Consider the following 18,137-nt stretch of genomic DNA (forward strand, 5'->3'; position numbering starts at 1 on the left):
GATGGCCAAACAAATTGTTGGCTTTTTGACTTAAGCGCGGCATCGAGTCTTTAAAATTAAATTGACCTTAAATATGAGCCGCGCCAGACAATCTTAATTAATCATCTTGTTTAGGATTGAGGTCCTTAAAAACGCAATGCTTATCTTTGCAAAATACAGACACTTGCAAGCTAAAGGTTCCATCACGAAACCGGTGAGAAACGTAACCTAGCAAATGTTGTTTTTTAGTATCGCTCGCCTCATACAGAGAGTAGCCTATGCCTGCCTGATCACAGCCTTGCTTTTTTGCAATGACAAGCTCTGTATTGTCACCAGGTTGAAGTACTTCAGGACCGCTCTCCATGATACATCCGGAATCGGGCCATAATCTTGTTTTAACCAGAGTGTACTGTTGAGAACCTTTATTGCTTTGATTAATAAATTTTGAACTATAAGTTTCATCAGCATGGCTTATAGCAGGTAAGACCAAAAAGCATAAAAGCGAAGTGAACACGCTGGCTATTCTCAGCATAGTAAGTCCTTTTATGAATACTTAGCTTAATTGTAGATTAAAAATTAAAATACAGACTCGTCTCAAATAGAGCTTTTTAAGGTATTTAACTGACAATCCTCTACGTACCAGGGCTTAGGGTGCGTTTCTCATTGCCGGATTAATCGAAAATTCAGTTCTTTTGATTTCAACTTTTCAGTAGAACGGTAAGGGTTAATATCCAGCCCCCCGCGTCTTGTGTATCTTCCATATACAGTCAATTTTTCCGGCTGGCAGCGATTCATGATGTCAATAAAGATGCGTTCAATACATTGTTCATGAAACTCATTATGATTACGGAATGAGATCAAATATTTTAATAGCCCTTCATGATCAATTTTCTTACCCGTATAGGTAATTTGTACCGTAGCCCAGTCAGGTTGATTGGTTACCAGGCAATTTGATTTTAATAAGTCCGAGTAAAGTATTTCTTCTACTCGCTTATCTTCTGTACAAAGAAAACTGGGTTCAACGAGATAAACAGAACAAGCCACATCAAGATCATCAAGGCATTCGCCAGCAGCGCTTGGTTTAATGTGATTGTAGCCGGATTCTGTTAAGCCAAGTATACGAACCTGCACATCCCCGCCAACACGTTGCGCCAAATCCTGTTTAATGATTTGTTTTACTGCTTCATTATCTTTAAACCGTGTATTGTTGAATGAATTGAAATACAGTTTTAATGATTTTGATTCAATGATATTTGGTGTTGCACAATCATAGATAATTTCAGCGATTGCAACGACAGGCTTCCCCTTCTCATTGAGCCATGACACTTCATAATGATTCCAGCAATCAAAACCGTAAAAAGGCAGAGCCATTGGATCAATGCCAATTTCCTTGCGTTTGGGTGCACGAGCTATGGCGAATAATCGCTCCGGATTATAGTGATCATCATATTCAGATGACTGCCCTAGCTCCGATTGCTGGGGGTTTTTATAGTTTTCCACTGATAATTCGTTCATGCGATTAATCTCTGAAAGGCAGAGGCAAGTTGAGTCATCTTCTGCGTTTATGAATTAGTGTTGTAAGCTGCTTATTGTATCAGGAAACAAAATACCGGACCACATTCATAATGGGTTCTCTAGTAATGGGAGCTCTGGATTATACGTTAATATTTCCTTAATCAAGTGCGGTTAATATAAAACCTGAATTTCGCATTATGAGCCAGGTCCAATGTCGAAAATTGTCTTATTTATCCCTTTTTCTGCCACTGAAAATAACTTCTCACTTTATTTGCGAGCAATAAGCTGGCGCTATAATTATCAGCAAACTAAAAACAATGATAAAGACATCAGTATTGTTACTTACCGCCATTTCGATGAGACAGACAATGATTACGAAGAGTATGTTGATGAATTTAAATTTAGCGAAAAAAACTGTCCCAAAGGTTCAACTGTTTATCTTTTTGCGGACGGCATTGGGCAGTCTCAATGGGTAAGCAATATTAATTCATTTTTTAAAAGATCTGGCGAAGATACGTTTGTCTTATCAGTTAATGCAGTGGCTGGGCGTCTAAAGGCATGTGGACTAACTGATCAGATGGCCAACGATCTTAAGGCACTGAAGTTATACATTTGTGAAACAAATAACAGTAACCGAAATCTTGCAGCTCATTTTGCTCAATCATTAGGTAAGCGTTACGAAAATTTAAATTTGTTTTATTACACAGCGACACTTGCGGTGGCATTTCCCTACACGCATGAATACAATAACTTAAATAATCGTGCGGAATCTGGCTCAGGTGAGACCATAGAGGCAGGAAACCCCAAAAAGTTTCGCCATAAACTAGACCTGAATAGTATAAATTTTGAAAACCAGCCCGAGTTTAGTGAATGTTCCAAGGCAATTTACTGTGCACCTAAACAACAGCCAAGAGTCGTCGATTTAGAGGATGACTGTGAAGTAGACGGTTTAGCGCTTGATAAATTAAATCTTTCAGAAGATGCCTCAGTGGTTGTATCCGGTATCGTTGAAGAGCCAGATTCTCCGAAAGAAATGGCTCTTACTACAATAAAAGCAAGCGTCAACCGCTGGCAAGAAAATCTAGGTTTTTTCTCAGTTGAGGATCTTGAGCCCGAAACTGAGGAAGTTTTCCTTAGGTCGCCAGTCGTTTGCGATTAATAATATCCATATTACTGGGGTATGCAGTTCTCAACAATCAATTGTTGCCGTACGACATCCCTATCCCTTCCATGATTTTCCTGGGCAGGAAATAGAGAAGTATAGTAAAGATAGGGATGGGCTCCTGAATATTGAAAATTTCTATCTCCATTCACATTTGGGCTGCCGGGGTCCAGCATGCTTGGATAAGCTTGCCCGAATACGTTGCCTGCATTTTGCCATTGGTCAAGCCAGGTAATTTGACGCAGAAAATATTCTTTAAACAAAGAACCGGTATTGGTTGCTGATGTCAGAATTCCCGTATCGGGATCAAGATTTGCGAGGGTATAGACAAATGCCTCGATGGATTGACCTGACTGAGAGTAATTGGTGTCCAGGCCGATAATGATAAATTTTTGGAGCACTGAATTATAAGTCCAGGAAAAGCGATAATAATTCGGTAATACGCTGTGGCACAAGTATTGTTCCGGGTTTGTCGGATGATATTCCGGAACAAGAGGAACCGTATAAGCTTTGCCGTCAAAACCAAGCCATCCTCGTGGATTGGCAAGATTGTCATTACGATAAATACAAACTCCCGCGGCAGGTGCGGAACTGTTAAAAGGCTGCAGATTCTGCTCAACTAAAATATAGAAATAGTCTCCCCATTGAATAATATTACTCTGCGCGAACATTCCCCCTTTACCACTGCTGTTAAAAGGATATGGGGCGACAATAAGCGGTATATTATATCCTGGCTGCTGTGCATTGGTGTAAAATTGAAAACTGTTTCCACCGTCTGTGGAAGAGGCGCCAATCAGATTTCCATACACATCATCCACGTTGGATGGAATAATATGATATTCATTATGAACAAATGTGAAAATATTTTGTCCATCCAGGGTAAAAGGCGTAACCATCCAGATTTCATTGTTATAGCTCGCGATTGGATATTCATTCGGTGTGGTATTAAATTGACTTTCCAGCCAGGCAACGCATTGATTGTTTTCCTGATAACGTACCAGACTGGAAATAATATCTTTGGCACCATCAGCCACCGGCACCCCTACTGATTTAAAATAGCCCTTTGAATTACTTGCAAACCACCAGACCGTCTGATCCGCTGCAATAAAAGGCCGCGCCGGGTTATCCGAATAGTCGCCATTAGGAATTGGACATCCGCTGCTATGATCAAATACGGTTTCCTCAGCGGGATTTTGTATTCGCATCGGCCCTGATATGGGATCGCAGGTTGTGACGGAAAATGCAAGAGTCGTTTTGGTAAACAGAAGTGCCAGCAGAAGCAGTGGTTTCCTTTTCAAAGTAATGAACCCCAAAGCCACCATTCTAGCTGAATCCAGTGCACAGAAAAAGAGAATATTACATAATTTCAGGCACTGGGAGCCGCTGTTGCTTCGACTTCTTCAGATAAATCAGGCGGCGGTTTTGCGGCCATGATCTGGGATTTAAAATTGTTTTTAAATGAAGAAAAATTTTTAATTCCCTCTGACGAGCTTTGCTGCTCCGGGGTTACTGCCACGGGCTGGGCTGGTTCAGCCTTTTTTTCCTGGCTGCTTTCCAATGCGGCGGAAGTTTTATCGAATGCGCTAATCGCTGTCTCTAAGGCTTTTTTTGTTGTACTGAAAAACATCGCAAGCTGACCTTCTGCCTTCATGTCCTTCAGAACATTAGATACCTGCGCCTTTGATTGCTCCACAGAATGTTTATCGGTGAGATTGGGCGATTCAATAGCCTTAATAGCTAATTCAATATTATCAATTTTTTTAGTGAGCATTGCCTCTTTTTCTGGGTTATTTTCCAGATTACGTATATTCGCTCTTTGGCCGAGTAAATCCATTCGTCGGTTAACAAGCGTCTGATAAGCGATAGCGATATCAATTTCTGCAGACGTTTTAATTATTGGAGGAGGCCTTCCTTCGGAAGTTCGGCTGTAACTTTTTAAATCACTTTTGTCTGGATCGGGATTTTTAGTCCAGGTATCAAATGCGCGCTTCGATATAGCGATTGCACCTTTGTCATTTTGCTCTGCAGGGATCCAGTTATTCTTTTGACCATTAGGATTTGGCTTAACCAGGATCATATCATTGATAACGACCATTCTTAGTTTATCTTTGCTGTTTGATTCAAACCATTTTTCAGCCATACGTGAACCCATGTCACCAAATTTGAAACCACTGGCTCCATAGGCCTTGGATTCTGGTATGCCCTGAGTTGAGTTCATATCAAATTTTTGCTCTGCATCAAATTGATCAGTTTTCCAGGCTCGACGAGAACCCAGAAAAGAAACGACTTTCTGGAACAAGCCAGGCTCCTCGCCCTCGACTCTGCAAAATACGTGCTTGGTATTGGGCAAGGCTTCAATACGAGGCATCAATTTTTTGATGGCGTTCAAAGGCTTAATCCACATTGAAAAGGTTTCAGGTATTACTACCCCTACTCCAGTATCCGTTTTAAACAAAGCTTCCTGAACACGATCTTTTGCTTTTCCAAGAATAGCACTTTGTTCATGTAAGTCTTTTATTCCCGTATAACCTTTAGCAATCGAGGCCTGAATGGCCAGTTTTCTTATTTGGGATACTTCCCGGGCTACCCCGCCATCCACCGCCACTACATCATTTCCTGACATATCACCAGGCACCTTAGGCATGAACTGCGCAGTAGTTTTCACTGCCTGAACAGCCGAAACTGTTTTTCCAGAACTTGAAGGGCCTGCAACGATAACAACTGCCCGCTTGGACCATTTTTCACCTTCATAATGAGTTGTTGAAGCGCTGAATACCCCTTCGCGGTATTCCTTGCTATTCATCTCCTCCTCAAGTGCAAGCCGATAAAGCTCTGCACCATCCTTACCTAAAAAACTCTCCATTGTAACTGTTGCCTGCTCTGGATTTGTTCCCCGGGTATCTGGATCTCCAACCTTGTATTGATTGCTTGTCTGTGAATTTATTTTCTCGACATGCTGAATAAACATTTTTCTAAAAAACTCAGGATCACTCATCGAAACATTAGGAAGTACATTGTTTCTGTTAAGATAGCTATCTACCTTTTCCCGATGCTGCTCCTGGTAAGATCCGACACCGGCATATAGTTCCGTTTGAGCATCAGTTGATAGCAAGCGGTTAACTAATTGGTAATTCGATTCTTTATGCGGTTGTTGATAGACACCAATTTGCGCAAAAAGCTGGTCTGACAGTGCCATAAAAGTCACACTCGACAAGGTTACTTCTTTATCAATATATAGCACAATAATTAAACAGGCGCTTAAGGGGCATTATTCTGCCTGCTGAGATTTATCAAATTTTTGAAATAGTGATTGACTCACCCGTAGAGTCAACGTTAAATAGACGACATGGAATATGTTTTAAATAAATTTCTTATTAATTTAAGGACAAAAGATGAGGTTTTATAAGCCAATTTCTTTAGCGATTGGGATTTTATTTTCAGTAAACAGCTATGCAGACGGCATTCTTGAAGATGAACCCTATCTCATTGGATGGTCCAAAGTGATTACATTGAGTGCGGGGCCTGCCTGGGCCTGGCCGGGCGATGACCAGACCTTGGGTCGTCTTTATGTTTATCCCGTCAATTTCGATGAAGTGCATCGTTTCAGGGGAAGCAAGGATGCCAGCACTCTTGGAACTGGTGAAGTCTTTCTGGCATTGCAACATCAGACCGGACCGAATATGATTGGCCGGCTCGGACTTGCTTTTGCCGGGTCCAGTCAGGTAGAAGTTAATGGAACAATGGATTTAATTGGTGTTCCAAGCGTAGCAAACTATAGCTATCACATTAACCACACTCGCGTAGCAATAAAAGGTTTACTGGCTACAGATAATCCAGGCTATTATGTGCAACCTTACCTGAGCGGCAGTTTCGGTATCGGCTTTAACCATGCCTATAGTTTCCAGACACAGCCCCCTGTTTATCTGCTGAATCCTGGCGTCGCGTTATTACAACTTGGCTATCAAAGCAACACCACACAAGGTTTCTCATTTACGCTGGGTGCCGGGGTTCAAAAATCACTGAGCCGTCATTGGCAAGTAGGATTGGGATATGAGTTTGCTGATTGGGGTAAGAGCCGATTAAACAATGAGATGCCTGATCCCTGGGGTTACGGCTATCCCAAGCTATCCAATTTATATACTCATGAATTGCAGTTTAGCTTAAGTTTTATTTGCTAGCCTGGCAGATAATCGCCTGCTGCCGCGCTTTCCACCAAGGCGCGGCGATATAATTTAACTTAACGCTTCACTACTGCCGCAGTCATTCTTGATACACAGGTTTTTTTCCCGCGTTCATCAAAAATATTGATCTCCCAAACCTGAGTAGTTCGCCCCAGATGTATAGGTGAAGCGATTGCAGTTACAATTCCCTCCTTGACAGCGCGAAGATGATTCGCGTTGATTTCCAAACCCACGCAATAATACTTCTGTGGATCAATCACTCCATTGGCAGCCATACTGGCCACTGTTTCTGCCAGCGCGACATTCGCTCCGCCATGAAGAAGACCGAAAGGCTGCCTGGTTCGATCATCAACCGGCATGCTTGCCTTTAAAAAATCATCGCCTATTTCCAAAAACTGCATACCCAAAACTTCTGACATGGTATTTTTGATATATTGATTAAGCTGTTCAATCGTAATTTCCCTCGACCAGATAGCCATCAAGATCTCCTCAAAGACTATTATTAATGAGAGAGTCTTCATCAAACTGTTTCATGCCATGTCACCTCGAACGCAGTGAGAGATCTATCTGATTTTGGTTTGTGCCAGCATCGGGAGATCTCTCACTGCATTCGAGATGACGGCCTGCGTTCGAGATGACGGCGGGCCTTTGAGTAATGACACGGCTCAATGAACACTCTCATTAATGATCATAGTTGACCTCATTTACAAAGCAATCCGTCTCCGCAATAAATAAGCTAAAATATAAATATAAGCATAGACAGGGAAATCAAACATGACATTTGTACAGCACTGTGAGAATTGTGGTATCAAAGTAGAGATTGAGGATACAGACAATCTCGATTTGTCTGTTGAGAAAAAAGAAGAAATGGAGACCGAACCGCAGAAACCCATTTTATGTACAAACTGCATTCAACAAGCAAAGCCAATGAACATCTAATCTCAAGCACTTATCGCCGCTAGAGTAAAAGATAATCAATAACAAAGGGAAAAAAGATTAAAAAAAGTCCAAGCCCCAAATAAAGCATAAACTGATCCTGAATTCTTTTTTGCTCGTTTTCTCTGGGGCGCAGCATGTTAAAAGCCACGAAAAGCAGCACTATTCCAACAAGGGTACAGATTATTTGAACAAATAAAAATAGAGACATTTAATTTCCTGTCTACGCATTATTTCCCTTTTCAGGAAGAGGTAACATTGTTCTTCCCCGCATTGCGGGGATACATGTTGTTGATAATGTGCGATCATCATGCTAATCGGAAAAGACAAGGCCTAGTGTTTGTCTTTCTTATCAGCCGCTCTTTCTGAGCGTTTACCGGGCTTGTTCTGGCTCATAGAACCATTTCCCTCAGGCTTGGACACCTCTTTCTTATATTGCGGCATTCCAGCGGCCTCAGCAACTTCACGAACGATCTGAGTTGGATCGATACCCTCCATTGCAGCTGGATCCAGTACTTGTTTAGCCGTATTTTGCCAGGCTGTCATTGGATTAAATTGACTCATGTTTGACATGGCGGTATCAAAAGCACTTTTGCCTGCTTTTGTTTCTTCTCTTATTTGACCAAGCCCTTTCAATAATTGCAGCATGGCTCGTTCAGATATTTCATAGGATTTTTCGACATAATCAAGCCACTTGTGTCCAGAATCAATCAGGGCAAAAATTTGTCTTTCCCAAATCATTTCGGGCCGTTCAATTTTCTGTAAGTTTTCTGGCTTAAAAGCCTGGAATGACTGCAAGGTTTTGATATTCAATTGCATCATTTCTTCCATCGGCTTTTGTATCTGTCTTGCAAATTGATTTAGCTGATTTATATAATTTTCCATAATCATGACAATCCCCGTTTTGTTGCATTGCACAATAAAAGATAGTCCTTAAAACGGAAAAAATCAAGTCCCAGAGTTTGCATTTGGAAGTGAAAAAATAATCAAAAAGCCAAACGGAAGCCCGATATAGTTTATATAGTCAAGGCTCCAGAGAAAATTTATTTGCTTTTGACTTTTTTCATCAGGCGTCTTTTCTTTTTTATCTGGCGGTCAGTCAGTTTATTTTTTTTATCTTTAAAGGGATTGGCACTGCTCTTAAACTCTAGTTTCAGAGGGGTGCCAATCAAGCCCAAATGCTCTACAAAGGCATTGGTCAGATACCGTTTGTAGCTTCCTGGTAAAGATTCAAGCTGATTTCCATGAATGACGATGATAGGAGGATTATGCCCTCCTGCATGTGCGTAGCGCAGTTTGATACGTCTTCCCTGAACCAAAGGCGGCTCATGCTGGCTAACAATATCCTGTAACAGCCGGGTGAGCTTGGGCGTTGAAAACGCCTGTACTGCAGAAGCGAAGGCCTCCTTGATATCTTTAAATAATAATCCTACTCCACTCCCATGCAATGCAGAAATAAAACGGATTTTGGCAAAATTTGCAAAATGGAGACGTCGTCCGATTTCACTACGCACATGCTCCTTATGATCCTCTTCCAATCCATCCCATTTATTGACTGCGATAACCAGCGCCTTCCCGGCTTCGATAATAAAGCCCAGAATGTGCATATCCTGCTCGGTTAAACCTTCTTTTGCATCGATCAGCATTAAACAGACATGTGAGTTTTTGATAGCCTGTAGAGTTTTAATAACTGAAAATTTCTCAATTTTTTCATCAACCCGCGCTCGGCGGCGAACTCCAGCCGTATCAACTAATATATAGCGTTGCTCATCTCGCTCAAAAGGAATTGAGATGCTGTCTCGAGTCGTTCCAGGCATATCGTAAACAACAACTCGTTCTTCGCCCAGTATGCGATTGATTAAGGTAGATTTCCCAACATTGGGTTTACCGGCAAATGCAATTTTAATCTCGTTTGGATTCTCATTGTCCAGATCCGATTCGACAGAGTTAAAATCAGCCGTTAAATCATGCAATAGATCGGACATGTTTCGACCATGAGTTGCCGAAATGGGATAGATATCAGAAAAACCCAGCTGCTGAAATTCTGAAATGGCAATTTCTTCATCAAGGCCATCAATTTTATTTACAACAAGATAGACAGGCTTGCCCAGTTTGCGCAGTTGAACAGCGATTGTTTCGTCAATCCCTGTTCGTCCATCTCTGGCATCCACCAGAAAAAGAATGACATTGGCTTCTTCAAGAGCCATTGCCGATTGTTTAGACATTAAGGCATCCACAGCCAAATCTTCGACACCTACCCCGCCTGTGTCGACAATAATGAATGGTTTGTCTCCAAACTCTGCCTGACCATACTGCCGATCTCGTGTTAACCCGGGGTAATCCGCCACTAAAGCGTCCTGAGTCTTCGTTAACCGATTAAACAGAGTGGACTTGCCTACATTAGGCCTGCCCACTAATACAACCACTGGAATCATGCTTACCCTACTGAAAATCGGCTTAATTTGCCGTTATTGGTCATTACATACACATCTTTACCTGAAACACTTGGTGTTGAGATAATTGCACTTCCTACCTGAGCTCTCGAAATAAATTCCCCTGACTGAGCTGAAAGAACATGCAGCATTCCAGTTTTATCACCAATCAGCAAGCGGTCGCCCGAGATCACCGGCTCCGTTAAGCCACGTGCTTTCAATGCGACCTGTTTCCAGTTCACCTGCCCGTTTTGCTTATTAATAGCCCAAACAACATCCTCACTATCAGTCAGATAAAGCGTGTTGCCTTGTACAGTCATATTCTTATAAATGGAGGCTGGTTTTCTCCATATAAACTGGCCATCGGAGAGGGAAAATGCGCCGACATACCCCTGATAGCTGCCTAAAATAACTGTTTGCCCTTCAACGATAGGATCTGCGTCGATATCTACCAGACGCTCAACATCACTGGCACCGCTGGCAAATGCGATGCTACGTTGCCAGATGACATGCCCGGTTTGGATATCTACCGCATCCATTTTGCCATCGGAGTAGCCTACTAATGCGGTTTGATTGTTCACTACAACCGGAGATGAGCTTGCTTTCAATACCAAACCCGGTGCGCCATGATCAGATACCCATAATTGTTCGCCGGAAGCCAGGTTAAAAGCGTACAGGTTACCATCAATGGTTTTTGCCAGCACTTTACCTTGAGCAATCACAGGCTTTGACAATACTTCACCCGATACACTGGCCTGCCAACCATCACTGCCGTCAGCCTGTTTTAGAACAATCACCTTGGAATTTTCAGTACCCACCGCAATGTAGCCAGCGCCAACACTTGGGCCGCTAACTAACACATTGTCCAGTTTACGTGACCAAAGGATTTTTCCATTTTTTTTGTCGATTGCTTCAACTGAACCACTGGCATCCGCTGTATATATCGTATTTCCAACGATAACCGGTTGTAATTTAAGATAATTCCCTGAATGCTTGGCCCGGCTGACAGGAACAGACCATTTTTCAGTTAATGCCACTTTGGGCTTAATTGGCTCAAGTTCGTTTGGAACAGGGGTATTATCTTTACCTAAAAGATAATCATCTACCGTAGAGCAGGCAGTCAGAGCCGAAATTACAACTAATAATAAACTTTTTTTAAACATGTGACCTCTTATTACTATGCAGCCTGTAAATTGCTTTTTGATACGCTTGATTGAGATAACGCGGCTAACTCATTTGTTTTCATTTCCAAAAACAAGTTGCCAATGCCATGTGTCCTCACCTCTGTAATCGCCTCTTTATAAGAAGTGATTGCCTGCTGGTAGTGACCTGTTGCGGCAAAAATATCTCCCTTCAGTTCATTGATTACAGGCATATAAGCGGCATCATCAACCGATGTCAGCTCTTCCAGCGCCTTGTCATAATTTTTTTCAGCAACCAGAAGGCGCGCAATGCGAATCCGGGCAACCTGTTTCAAGGCTTTCATTTTAGAATGAGAGGCAACGTCCTCAAGCATGGTACGTGCTTTGCCGAAATGGTTATGAGAAGTCAGCAGTTTAGCCAGAATCATGCGTGCGGCATCTGCATAGACCGTTTCGCTATAATTGGTTATCAAATCGTTCGCATAGGATTTGATTGATTTATTATCCTTATTGGAATAAGCAACCATCATGTGCTCATAGGCGTTGGATGCCTGTATGTTGACCTTTTCAACATGCCAGTTCCAATACTTGTAAGCGGATACGGCCAGCAGAATAATAGAAAGCACTATGGTAATCCGAGTGCTGTACCGATTCCACCATTTCTTAATTGCTTCTAACTGTTCTTCTTCTGTCATGTACACTGACATTATCTTCTCCTGTCATCATCCAAGATGATCTGTTAAAAATTGGCCCAAGGCAGTTTGTGAAACTGTAATCTGCTCTTCCTGATTACGCAGGTTTTTAATACTGACCTCATTATTAAGTAACTCATTCTCACCAATAATGATGGCATAATCAGCACCGCTCTTATCCGCTTTTTTAAACTGGCTCTTAAAGCCGCCGCCTGCTGTATTAGTCAGCACTTGCCACTCCGGGTTTGTTGCTCTTAATTTTTCTGCAACAACCAGAGCCTGTAACAATTCTTGTTCACCTGTCGCTACAATAAAAAAACTGGGGTAAGCTGGAGCTGGCATGCTTATATCAAGAGTTTCCAATAATAACAGCATTCGTTCAACACCAATAGCAAAACCCACTGCAGGTGCAGGATTTCCTCCTAATTGTTCAACTAAGGCGTCATAACGTCCACCGGCACAAACAGTAGCCTGACTGCCAAGCTTGTCCGTCACCCATTCGAAAACAGTGTGACCATAATAATCGAGGCCCCTGACAAGCTGAGGATTAATGGTGTATGGAATTTCCAGACGCTCAAGACCAGAACAAAGCGTTGAAAAATGTTGACTGCTTTTTTCTCCAAGGGAATCGCCTAATTTTGGAGCATTAGATAGCAGTTCCTGCATATCTGGATTTTTGCTGTCCAGAATCCGCAATGGATTTTTATATAATCGGCGCTTGCTGTCCTCATCAAGTCGTTCAAAATGCTGACTTAAATAATTTGTGAGAATTTCTTTGTAACGCTGTCTTTCGCTGATTTCACCCAAGCTATTAATCTGTAACTTAACATGATCCTGTATTCCCAGTTCACGCCACAGACGAAAACAAAGAGCGATGAGTTCCAGTTCAATTGCAGGTCCAGACATACCCAGTGCTTCAACGCCGAACTGATGAAACTGTCTGTAACGTCCCTTCTGAGGTTTTTCATGGCGAAACATTGGGCCTGCATACCAGAGCTTTTGCTGCTGATTGTGTAATAATCCATGCTCAAGGCATGCTCTAAGACACCCTGCCGTGCCCTCCGGCCGTAAACTGATGCTCTCTCCATTTAAGTCGTTAAATGTATACATCTCTTTTTCAACGATATCAGTAATCTCGCCGATAGATCGTTTAAATAATTGAGTGGACTCTACGATTGGGAAACGGATTTCATGATAACCATAACGGGACATGCAATATTTGAATCGTTCCTCAAGTCTTTGCCAGGCAGCGCTTTGCTGGGGCAAGACATCATTCATGCCTCTGATGGCCTGGATTTTCTCAACCACCTTGGACCTCCGAAGCGCTGTCTGAATCATTGCTAAACATGGATTGCATTTGTGACAGTTCTGTTAACTTGGTATCGGCTTCAGTATTGGCAGCCACAGGCTTTTCTTCGGATACTTTTTCGGCAGAAATAACCGTTTGATTTGTTTTGTTTTTCTGCCACCAGAGACTTACGGAAATCACTGCTGCCAAGGCAACAATCATGGTTATCCAGCGGACCACTTTCTCTTTACGGTTTGATTCGCGTCTGCTTTGCCACAAGGCTTTTTCCAGTTTGCGTTCTGAGTTAAATAAACTGTTATAGGTTGACAGAAAAGGTTCCGGTGAAATCCCCAATAATTTTGCGTAAGCGCGCAGATAACCTTTGATAAATACCGGTTCAGGCATCTGTTCATAATTATCCGCCTCGAGTAACTCGATCACACGTACTCTGAGATGAAGTTTTCCGGCCACATATTCCTGACTAAAGCCCTTTTTTTCACGTATACGAGCTAATTGTGAACCAGGAAGTTCCTGATTGATTTGATTAACTTCATCCGTTAATGTTGTCGTATTCATTTTTTGCTCCGGTATAGTCCGCTGGTTGTTCCAACTTGCTAAGACGTTGTTTATAGCTTTCTTCCATGTCGAAGCGTCCTGCTTCATGAGCAGCGTCCATTGCTTTTGTTAAAAGGACTGTATCGCTGTTAACTAAATCCTTATATTGCTCTAAATAGGTAAGTGCTTTTTCGGTTTTATTGTGTTTAATTTCCAGATTAACTAATTCATAAAGCGACTGTTTGCGCTGAGAATCATGCTCCAGTGCCTTTATAAAATACTGCTCTGCTTTTGGAAAATCAGGGATTTGTTCTGCACAAAGCCCTGCATTTTCATAGGCTCCGGCAGTATGAACATATTGAACATCTTTCACGGCTTTAAGAAAATATTGCTCAGCTTGCTGATATTGCCCTTGACGACAGAGGAATGCGCCATAGTTATTTAGCTGGGAACCATTTTGCGGTGCTGCTGCAAGCGCTTTCAGATAATAGGTTTTCGCCTGAGCCTTATCACCGGTCTTCTCGAGATAATAACCCATAGCGGCGTTGACGTCTGGTGAGTTTGGAGTTAAATCCAGAGCCATTAACAATTTTCGTTTAGCCCGGGGAATATCACCCTGCTTCAGATAAGCCATTCCCAATTGCACATTATAGGAGGATGCATCATTACGTTTTTGTGTTTCAAGTTTTTTTTCAGCCTGAATTTCTGAGCTGTGTTGACAAGATATGAGCAACGAAAGAAGAGTCAGTAATAAAAGCCGTGAACAGATTAACACAATTTTTTTCACCACTATGATAAAGAGCGCCCATTATAACCGCGAATAAAGCAATTTAAAAAGACTTAGCTTTGATTTTCGTTTTGACTGACTGCTTTCTCTTTGGATTGAAAATGCAGTTTTTGCCATCGTTGCGAACGCGTGGTGCGATCTTTCACCTCTCCGGCGAGTTGTCCACAGGCGGCATCAATATCATCGCCTCGTGTTTTTCTTGTAATGGTATTAATTCCCTTGGACACTAATATGTCTCGAAACGCATCAATTGCCTCTTTGGAAGACCGTTCATACTGGGTTAAGGGAAAGGGATTAAAAGGAATCAGATTCACCTTTGATGGAATATCCTTGAGTAGTTTAACCAGCTGTCTCGCGTGTTCAGGCTGATCATTCACCCCTTTTAACATGACATATTCAAATGTCACTTTGCGCTTAGGTTCATCTTTAAAATAAGACTTGCAAAGCTTCATTAACTGTTCAAGGGGATATTTTTTATTGATTGGAACAAGCACATTTCTCAATTCGTCATTAGGTGCATGTAATGAGACAGCAAGGGCTACCGGGCTGACTTCGCGCAGTCTTTCCAGATCAGGTAATACGCCGGATGTGCTTAAGGTTACTCGTTTCTTGGAGAGTCCATAAGCCAGGTCATCCATCATGATGTCCATTGCCGCAACTACATTATCAAAGTTTAGCAAGGGCTCGCCCATTCCCATCATAACAACATTGGTTATATGTTTATCATGATGCCCATCTTCTTTAGACAGGGTTCTTACAGCCAACCATACCTGAGCAATAATTTCAGCAGTGCTTAAATTCCTGTTAAATCCCTGTTTTGCTGTGGAACAGAAACTGCAATTCAAGGCACATCCAACCTGTGATGAAACACAGAGAGTTCCTCGATTGGCTTCAGGTATGAAAACGGTTTCAATGCAATTACCGCAGTCCAGCTTTAAAAGCCATTTGCAGGTACCATCTTTTGATTGCTGACAGGCTACTATTTCTGGAAGTCTGATTTCTGCAATTTGAGAAAGACGTTCGCGCAATGCCTTTCCAAGATTCGTCATTTGAGAAAAATCATGATAACCCGCCTGATGAATCCATTGCATGACTTGTTGCGCGCGAAACTTTTTCTCGCCAAGTTCTAAAAAAAAGTTTTGCATTTGCTGATAATTAAAGTTCAACAAGTTGATCTTACTAGTCATGACAACCTCAGGGGATAATACACGCTTCGCAGCATTTATATAGTTTATCAGAAATTAACTGGCCGTGTTCACGAGCTCTTAATCAAGAGCTCGTGCGGATTGAAACAGAATTATCTGTCGCAAATTTCATGAGGTTCAAAGAAAAAAGCAATTTCAGTAGCAGCGTTCTCAGCACTGTCAGAACCATGTACTGCATTAGCGTCAATGCTGTCAGCAAAGTCAGCACGAATAGTGCCTGGAGCTGCTTCTTTAGGGTTTGTTGCACCCATCAGATCACGATTTTTCATGACTGCGTTGTCGCCTTTTAAAACCTGAATCATAACAGGACCGGAAATCATGAAGCTCACCAAATCGTTGAAAAATGGACGTGCTTTATGAACAGCATAAAACCCCTCAGCTTGTTCTCTGGTCAAATGTGCCATTTTTGCAGCAACTACTTTAAGGCCTGCTTCTTCAAATCGTGAGTAGATTTTACCGATAACCGATTTGGCAACCGCATCGGGCTTGATAATGGAAAGGGTTAATTCAGTTGACATCGTCACTCCATTCAGTTCTCATTAAAGCGCGCTATTATACACGAAATTCTTTCGGAATTCTTCTTATTTCTCATCTTCACCTAAACTGGCATCAAATAATAAAGATTCCTGATTTTCCTGAACCTGTGCTACGTCCGGTTTGTAGTCGGGAAGTAGTTTGATCAATTCATTAATGCGTATAATGAGATCATGAAAAACACTTCGGTAGTCTCTCATTTTAACTCCCATCCCAATGACTCGATCGAAGTATTCCTCCAAATCCTGTTCCGCAGCAATTACTACCGGCTTTAATTCGCTGATTCGGCTTAAAATTTGCCGGTGGCGCTCTGCATCCAGATTTATGCCGAGACTTGTTTCGGCTCTGGCCCAAACATCCTTGCTAATAGAGTTGTCTCCTTTGGTAAAATCGTAATGGACCAGGAGGCTGGTGAGGAATTGTGCAATTGAGTGATCAGATTCATGAATGCCTTGGGTAGCTAATTCCTGATTAATCTCCTTCGCCATTGCTTGTACTTTCTTTTGCCATTCCTCAGCGCAGTATCTAAGTTTTTTCTGGCTTTCTGATATTAACTGTTCTTGAGCCAGTTCATCGATATGAAATGTATCATTAATCTTTAAAAGGGTTTGACGTTCCGCCTCCAGATCTTCTCTGGTGGCACCGCCTGGAGCTTCCTCAACTTTTCCTGTCTCACCGGAGAGAAGATAATCAATGAACAATTTCTGCGCATAAAGCTGATAGTCTCTCGCCTGTTGCATGATGATGCCATTGAAAACATTTTTTAAAGGCATACGCATCAGCGTATGATAGAAATTGTTTGGTGTTTTCAGTGCATAGAGTAAATCTTCATCAGCCAGCTTTATCTTATAATTTTCCAATATCCGCTTGGCGGTAATTATTCCATAGCTTGAAAACCATTTGGATAAATCATTTTCTGTTTTTTCTTCGCTCATGATGCGTCCAATTAAAATTGCAACAAGTGAATCTCAATTAGAAAACTCAGGAGGATCGCTAATTGAGGACATAATACATCTATGTTATAAGGCATATTTTGAATTATAGAATACCCTCATGCTAAGCCCTATTTCCAATGATTTGCAAATTTTAATTGATTTTTTACAAATACCTACCCCTGAAGAGTGGCTGACCGCAGCGTTAAAAAATATTCCTTTACTGCTCTTGGATCATGCACATTGCGAACGTAAAGCTGCAGCTACTGCGATCAATTTTATCAGCAAGTATCCTGAACTGGCTGAGCTGGTTAAAACCATGTCTCCACTGGCTCGTGAGGAGTTATTGCATTTTGAAAAAGTGCTTGATTTAATGAGGGAACGAAACTATACCTTTGGACCTTTACAGTCATGTAATTATGCCCAGAAAATACATGCTCATGTGACAAAGGGTGGAGGCTTTGATCGCCTGAGAGACCAGTTGATAGTAGGAGCAATCATCGAGGCACGTTCCTGTGAGCGGTTTTATGCGCTGGTTCCCTTATTGGATGACCCGGTTTTAAGCCGCTTTTATTCCTCACTGGTTAAATCTGAAGCGCGTCATTTTCAGGACTATCTGAAACTGGCTCATTTATATGGGCAGAATGTTGAAGAGCGGTTGCAATTTTTTCTTGAGATAGAGAATCAGATCATAAGAGATAAGGATGAGCTATTTCGCTTTCATAGCGGCATTCCGGTTTGAATTTGCTGTGTATTTATAAGAAATACCCTCTCCCAAATTGGAGATGGTTGATTTT

Annotated in this window: 20 protein-coding genes; 4 read left to right on the forward strand and 16 right to left on the reverse strand. The window is 41.9% G+C overall.

Going from position 1 to position 18,137, the window contains the following annotated elements:
- Positions 1-97 precede the first annotated feature (97 nt).
- Both LXA66_RS02200 and queF read right to left on the reverse strand, forming a co-directional pair.
- Positions 98-511 carry a hypothetical protein gene (locus LXA66_RS02200; RefSeq protein ID WP_233011728.1) on the reverse strand — a complete coding sequence of 138 codons (414 nt, stop codon included), beginning with the start codon at positions 509-511 and terminating at the stop codon, positions 98-100.
- Positions 512-639: 128 nt separating this feature from the next.
- The gene (gene queF, locus LXA66_RS02205; RefSeq protein ID WP_233011729.1) at positions 640-1,494 is read right to left on the reverse strand and encodes an NADPH-dependent 7-cyano-7-deazaguanine reductase QueF; all 855 of its coding nucleotides are present in this window, start codon (positions 1,492-1,494) and stop codon (positions 640-642) included.
- A gap of 211 nt (positions 1,495-1,705) precedes the next feature.
- On the opposite strand from queF, the gene LXA66_RS02210 reads away from it, so the two are divergent.
- On the forward strand, positions 1,706-2,653 hold the full coding sequence (locus LXA66_RS02210) for a hypothetical protein (protein ID WP_233011730.1): 948 nt from the start codon (positions 1,706-1,708) through the stop codon (positions 2,651-2,653).
- Positions 2,654-2,664: 11 nt separating this feature from the next.
- Here LXA66_RS02210 and LXA66_RS02215 read toward each other — a convergent pair whose 3' ends face one another.
- Both LXA66_RS02215 and LXA66_RS02220 read right to left on the reverse strand, forming a co-directional pair.
- Positions 2,665-3,954 (reverse strand): hypothetical protein, encoded by a 1,290-nt coding sequence (locus tag LXA66_RS02215; protein ID WP_233011731.1) that lies wholly within the window; start codon positions 3,952-3,954, stop codon positions 2,665-2,667.
- A 68-nt stretch (positions 3,955-4,022) separates the two neighbouring features.
- Positions 4,023-5,852 carry a hypothetical protein gene (locus LXA66_RS02220; RefSeq protein WP_233011732.1) on the reverse strand — a complete coding sequence of 610 codons (1,830 nt, stop codon included), beginning with the start codon at positions 5,850-5,852 and terminating at the stop codon, positions 4,023-4,025.
- Between the two features lie 196 nt (positions 5,853-6,048).
- Here LXA66_RS02220 and LXA66_RS02225 point away from each other — a divergent pair, with 196 nt between their 5' ends.
- On the forward strand, positions 6,049-6,834 hold the full coding sequence (locus LXA66_RS02225) for a hypothetical protein (RefSeq protein WP_233011733.1): 786 nt from the start codon (positions 6,049-6,051) through the stop codon (positions 6,832-6,834).
- Between the two features lie 59 nt (positions 6,835-6,893).
- Here LXA66_RS02225 and LXA66_RS02230 read toward each other — a convergent pair whose 3' ends face one another.
- Complete coding sequence (locus LXA66_RS02230) at positions 6,894-7,316, reverse strand: hotdog fold thioesterase (protein WP_233011734.1); 423 nt, start codon at positions 7,314-7,316, stop codon at positions 6,894-6,896.
- 295 nt (positions 7,317-7,611) lie between these two features.
- Here LXA66_RS02230 and LXA66_RS02235 point away from each other — a divergent pair, with 295 nt between their 5' ends.
- Positions 7,612-7,776 (forward strand): hypothetical protein, encoded by a 165-nt coding sequence (locus LXA66_RS02235; protein ID WP_165483149.1) that lies wholly within the window; start codon positions 7,612-7,614, stop codon positions 7,774-7,776.
- A gap of 19 nt (positions 7,777-7,795) precedes the next feature.
- Here the strand turns inward: LXA66_RS02235 and LXA66_RS02240 are convergent, their stop codons facing one another.
- The 11 genes from LXA66_RS02240 to LXA66_RS02290 form a co-directional block, all read right to left on the reverse strand.
- The gene (locus LXA66_RS02240) at positions 7,796-7,984 is read right to left on the reverse strand and encodes a hypothetical protein (RefSeq protein WP_133140397.1); all 189 of its coding nucleotides are present in this window, start codon (positions 7,982-7,984) and stop codon (positions 7,796-7,798) included.
- A 122-nt stretch (positions 7,985-8,106) separates the two neighbouring features.
- Positions 8,107-8,658: a hypothetical protein gene (locus LXA66_RS02245; RefSeq protein WP_233011735.1), complete on the reverse strand. Its 552-nt coding sequence runs from the start codon at positions 8,656-8,658 to the stop codon at positions 8,107-8,109.
- A gap of 158 nt (positions 8,659-8,816) precedes the next feature.
- Positions 8,817-10,208 (reverse strand): ribosome biogenesis GTPase Der, encoded by a 1,392-nt coding sequence (gene der, locus LXA66_RS02250; protein WP_233011736.1) that lies wholly within the window; start codon positions 10,206-10,208, stop codon positions 8,817-8,819.
- Between the two features lie 2 nt (positions 10,209-10,210).
- Positions 10,211-11,368 carry an outer membrane protein assembly factor BamB gene (gene bamB / locus LXA66_RS02255; protein ID WP_233011737.1) on the reverse strand — a complete coding sequence of 386 codons (1,158 nt, stop codon included), beginning with the start codon at positions 11,366-11,368 and terminating at the stop codon, positions 10,211-10,213.
- A 14-nt stretch (positions 11,369-11,382) separates the two neighbouring features.
- A complete protein-coding gene (locus LXA66_RS02260) occupies positions 11,383-12,054 on the reverse strand; it encodes a tetratricopeptide repeat protein (RefSeq protein WP_233011738.1) in 672 nt (223 codons plus the stop codon).
- Positions 12,055-12,069: 15 nt separating this feature from the next.
- Positions 12,070-13,347: a histidine--tRNA ligase gene (gene hisS / locus LXA66_RS02265; protein ID WP_370637120.1), complete on the reverse strand. Its 1,278-nt coding sequence runs from the start codon at positions 13,345-13,347 to the stop codon at positions 12,070-12,072.
- Complete coding sequence (locus LXA66_RS02270; RefSeq protein WP_233011739.1) at positions 13,340-13,903, reverse strand: helix-turn-helix domain-containing protein; 564 nt, start codon at positions 13,901-13,903, stop codon at positions 13,340-13,342. Before LXA66_RS02270 ends, hisS begins: the two co-directional genes overlap by 8 nt.
- Positions 13,878-14,657: a type IV pilus biogenesis/stability protein PilW gene (pilW, locus tag LXA66_RS02275; RefSeq protein ID WP_233011740.1), complete on the reverse strand. Its 780-nt coding sequence runs from the start codon at positions 14,655-14,657 to the stop codon at positions 13,878-13,880. The genes LXA66_RS02270 and pilW overlap by 26 nt, the downstream gene beginning before the upstream one ends.
- Before the next feature lie 65 nt (positions 14,658-14,722).
- Positions 14,723-15,856 (reverse strand): 23S rRNA (adenine(2503)-C(2))-methyltransferase RlmN, encoded by a 1,134-nt coding sequence (gene rlmN / locus LXA66_RS02280; protein ID WP_233011741.1) that lies wholly within the window; start codon positions 15,854-15,856, stop codon positions 14,723-14,725.
- A 110-nt stretch (positions 15,857-15,966) separates the two neighbouring features.
- Positions 15,967-16,392 (reverse strand): nucleoside-diphosphate kinase, encoded by a 426-nt coding sequence (gene ndk / locus LXA66_RS02285; RefSeq protein WP_233011742.1) that lies wholly within the window; start codon positions 16,390-16,392, stop codon positions 15,967-15,969.
- Between the two features lie 63 nt (positions 16,393-16,455).
- The gene (locus tag LXA66_RS02290) at positions 16,456-17,343 is read right to left on the reverse strand and encodes a hypothetical protein (protein WP_233011743.1); all 888 of its coding nucleotides are present in this window, start codon (positions 17,341-17,343) and stop codon (positions 16,456-16,458) included.
- Between the two features lie 118 nt (positions 17,344-17,461).
- Between LXA66_RS02290 and LXA66_RS02295 the strand changes: the two genes are divergently transcribed.
- A complete protein-coding gene (locus LXA66_RS02295) occupies positions 17,462-18,082 on the forward strand; it encodes a tRNA-(ms[2]io[6]A)-hydroxylase (protein ID WP_233011744.1) in 621 nt (206 codons plus the stop codon).
- The last annotated feature ends 55 nt before the right edge of the window (positions 18,083-18,137 follow it).

This window comes from Legionella sp. 16cNR16C, assembly GCF_021297775.1.
In the GTDB taxonomy this organism is placed as follows: Bacteria; Pseudomonadota; Gammaproteobacteria; order Legionellales; family Legionellaceae; genus Legionella_C; species Legionella_C quinlivanii_A.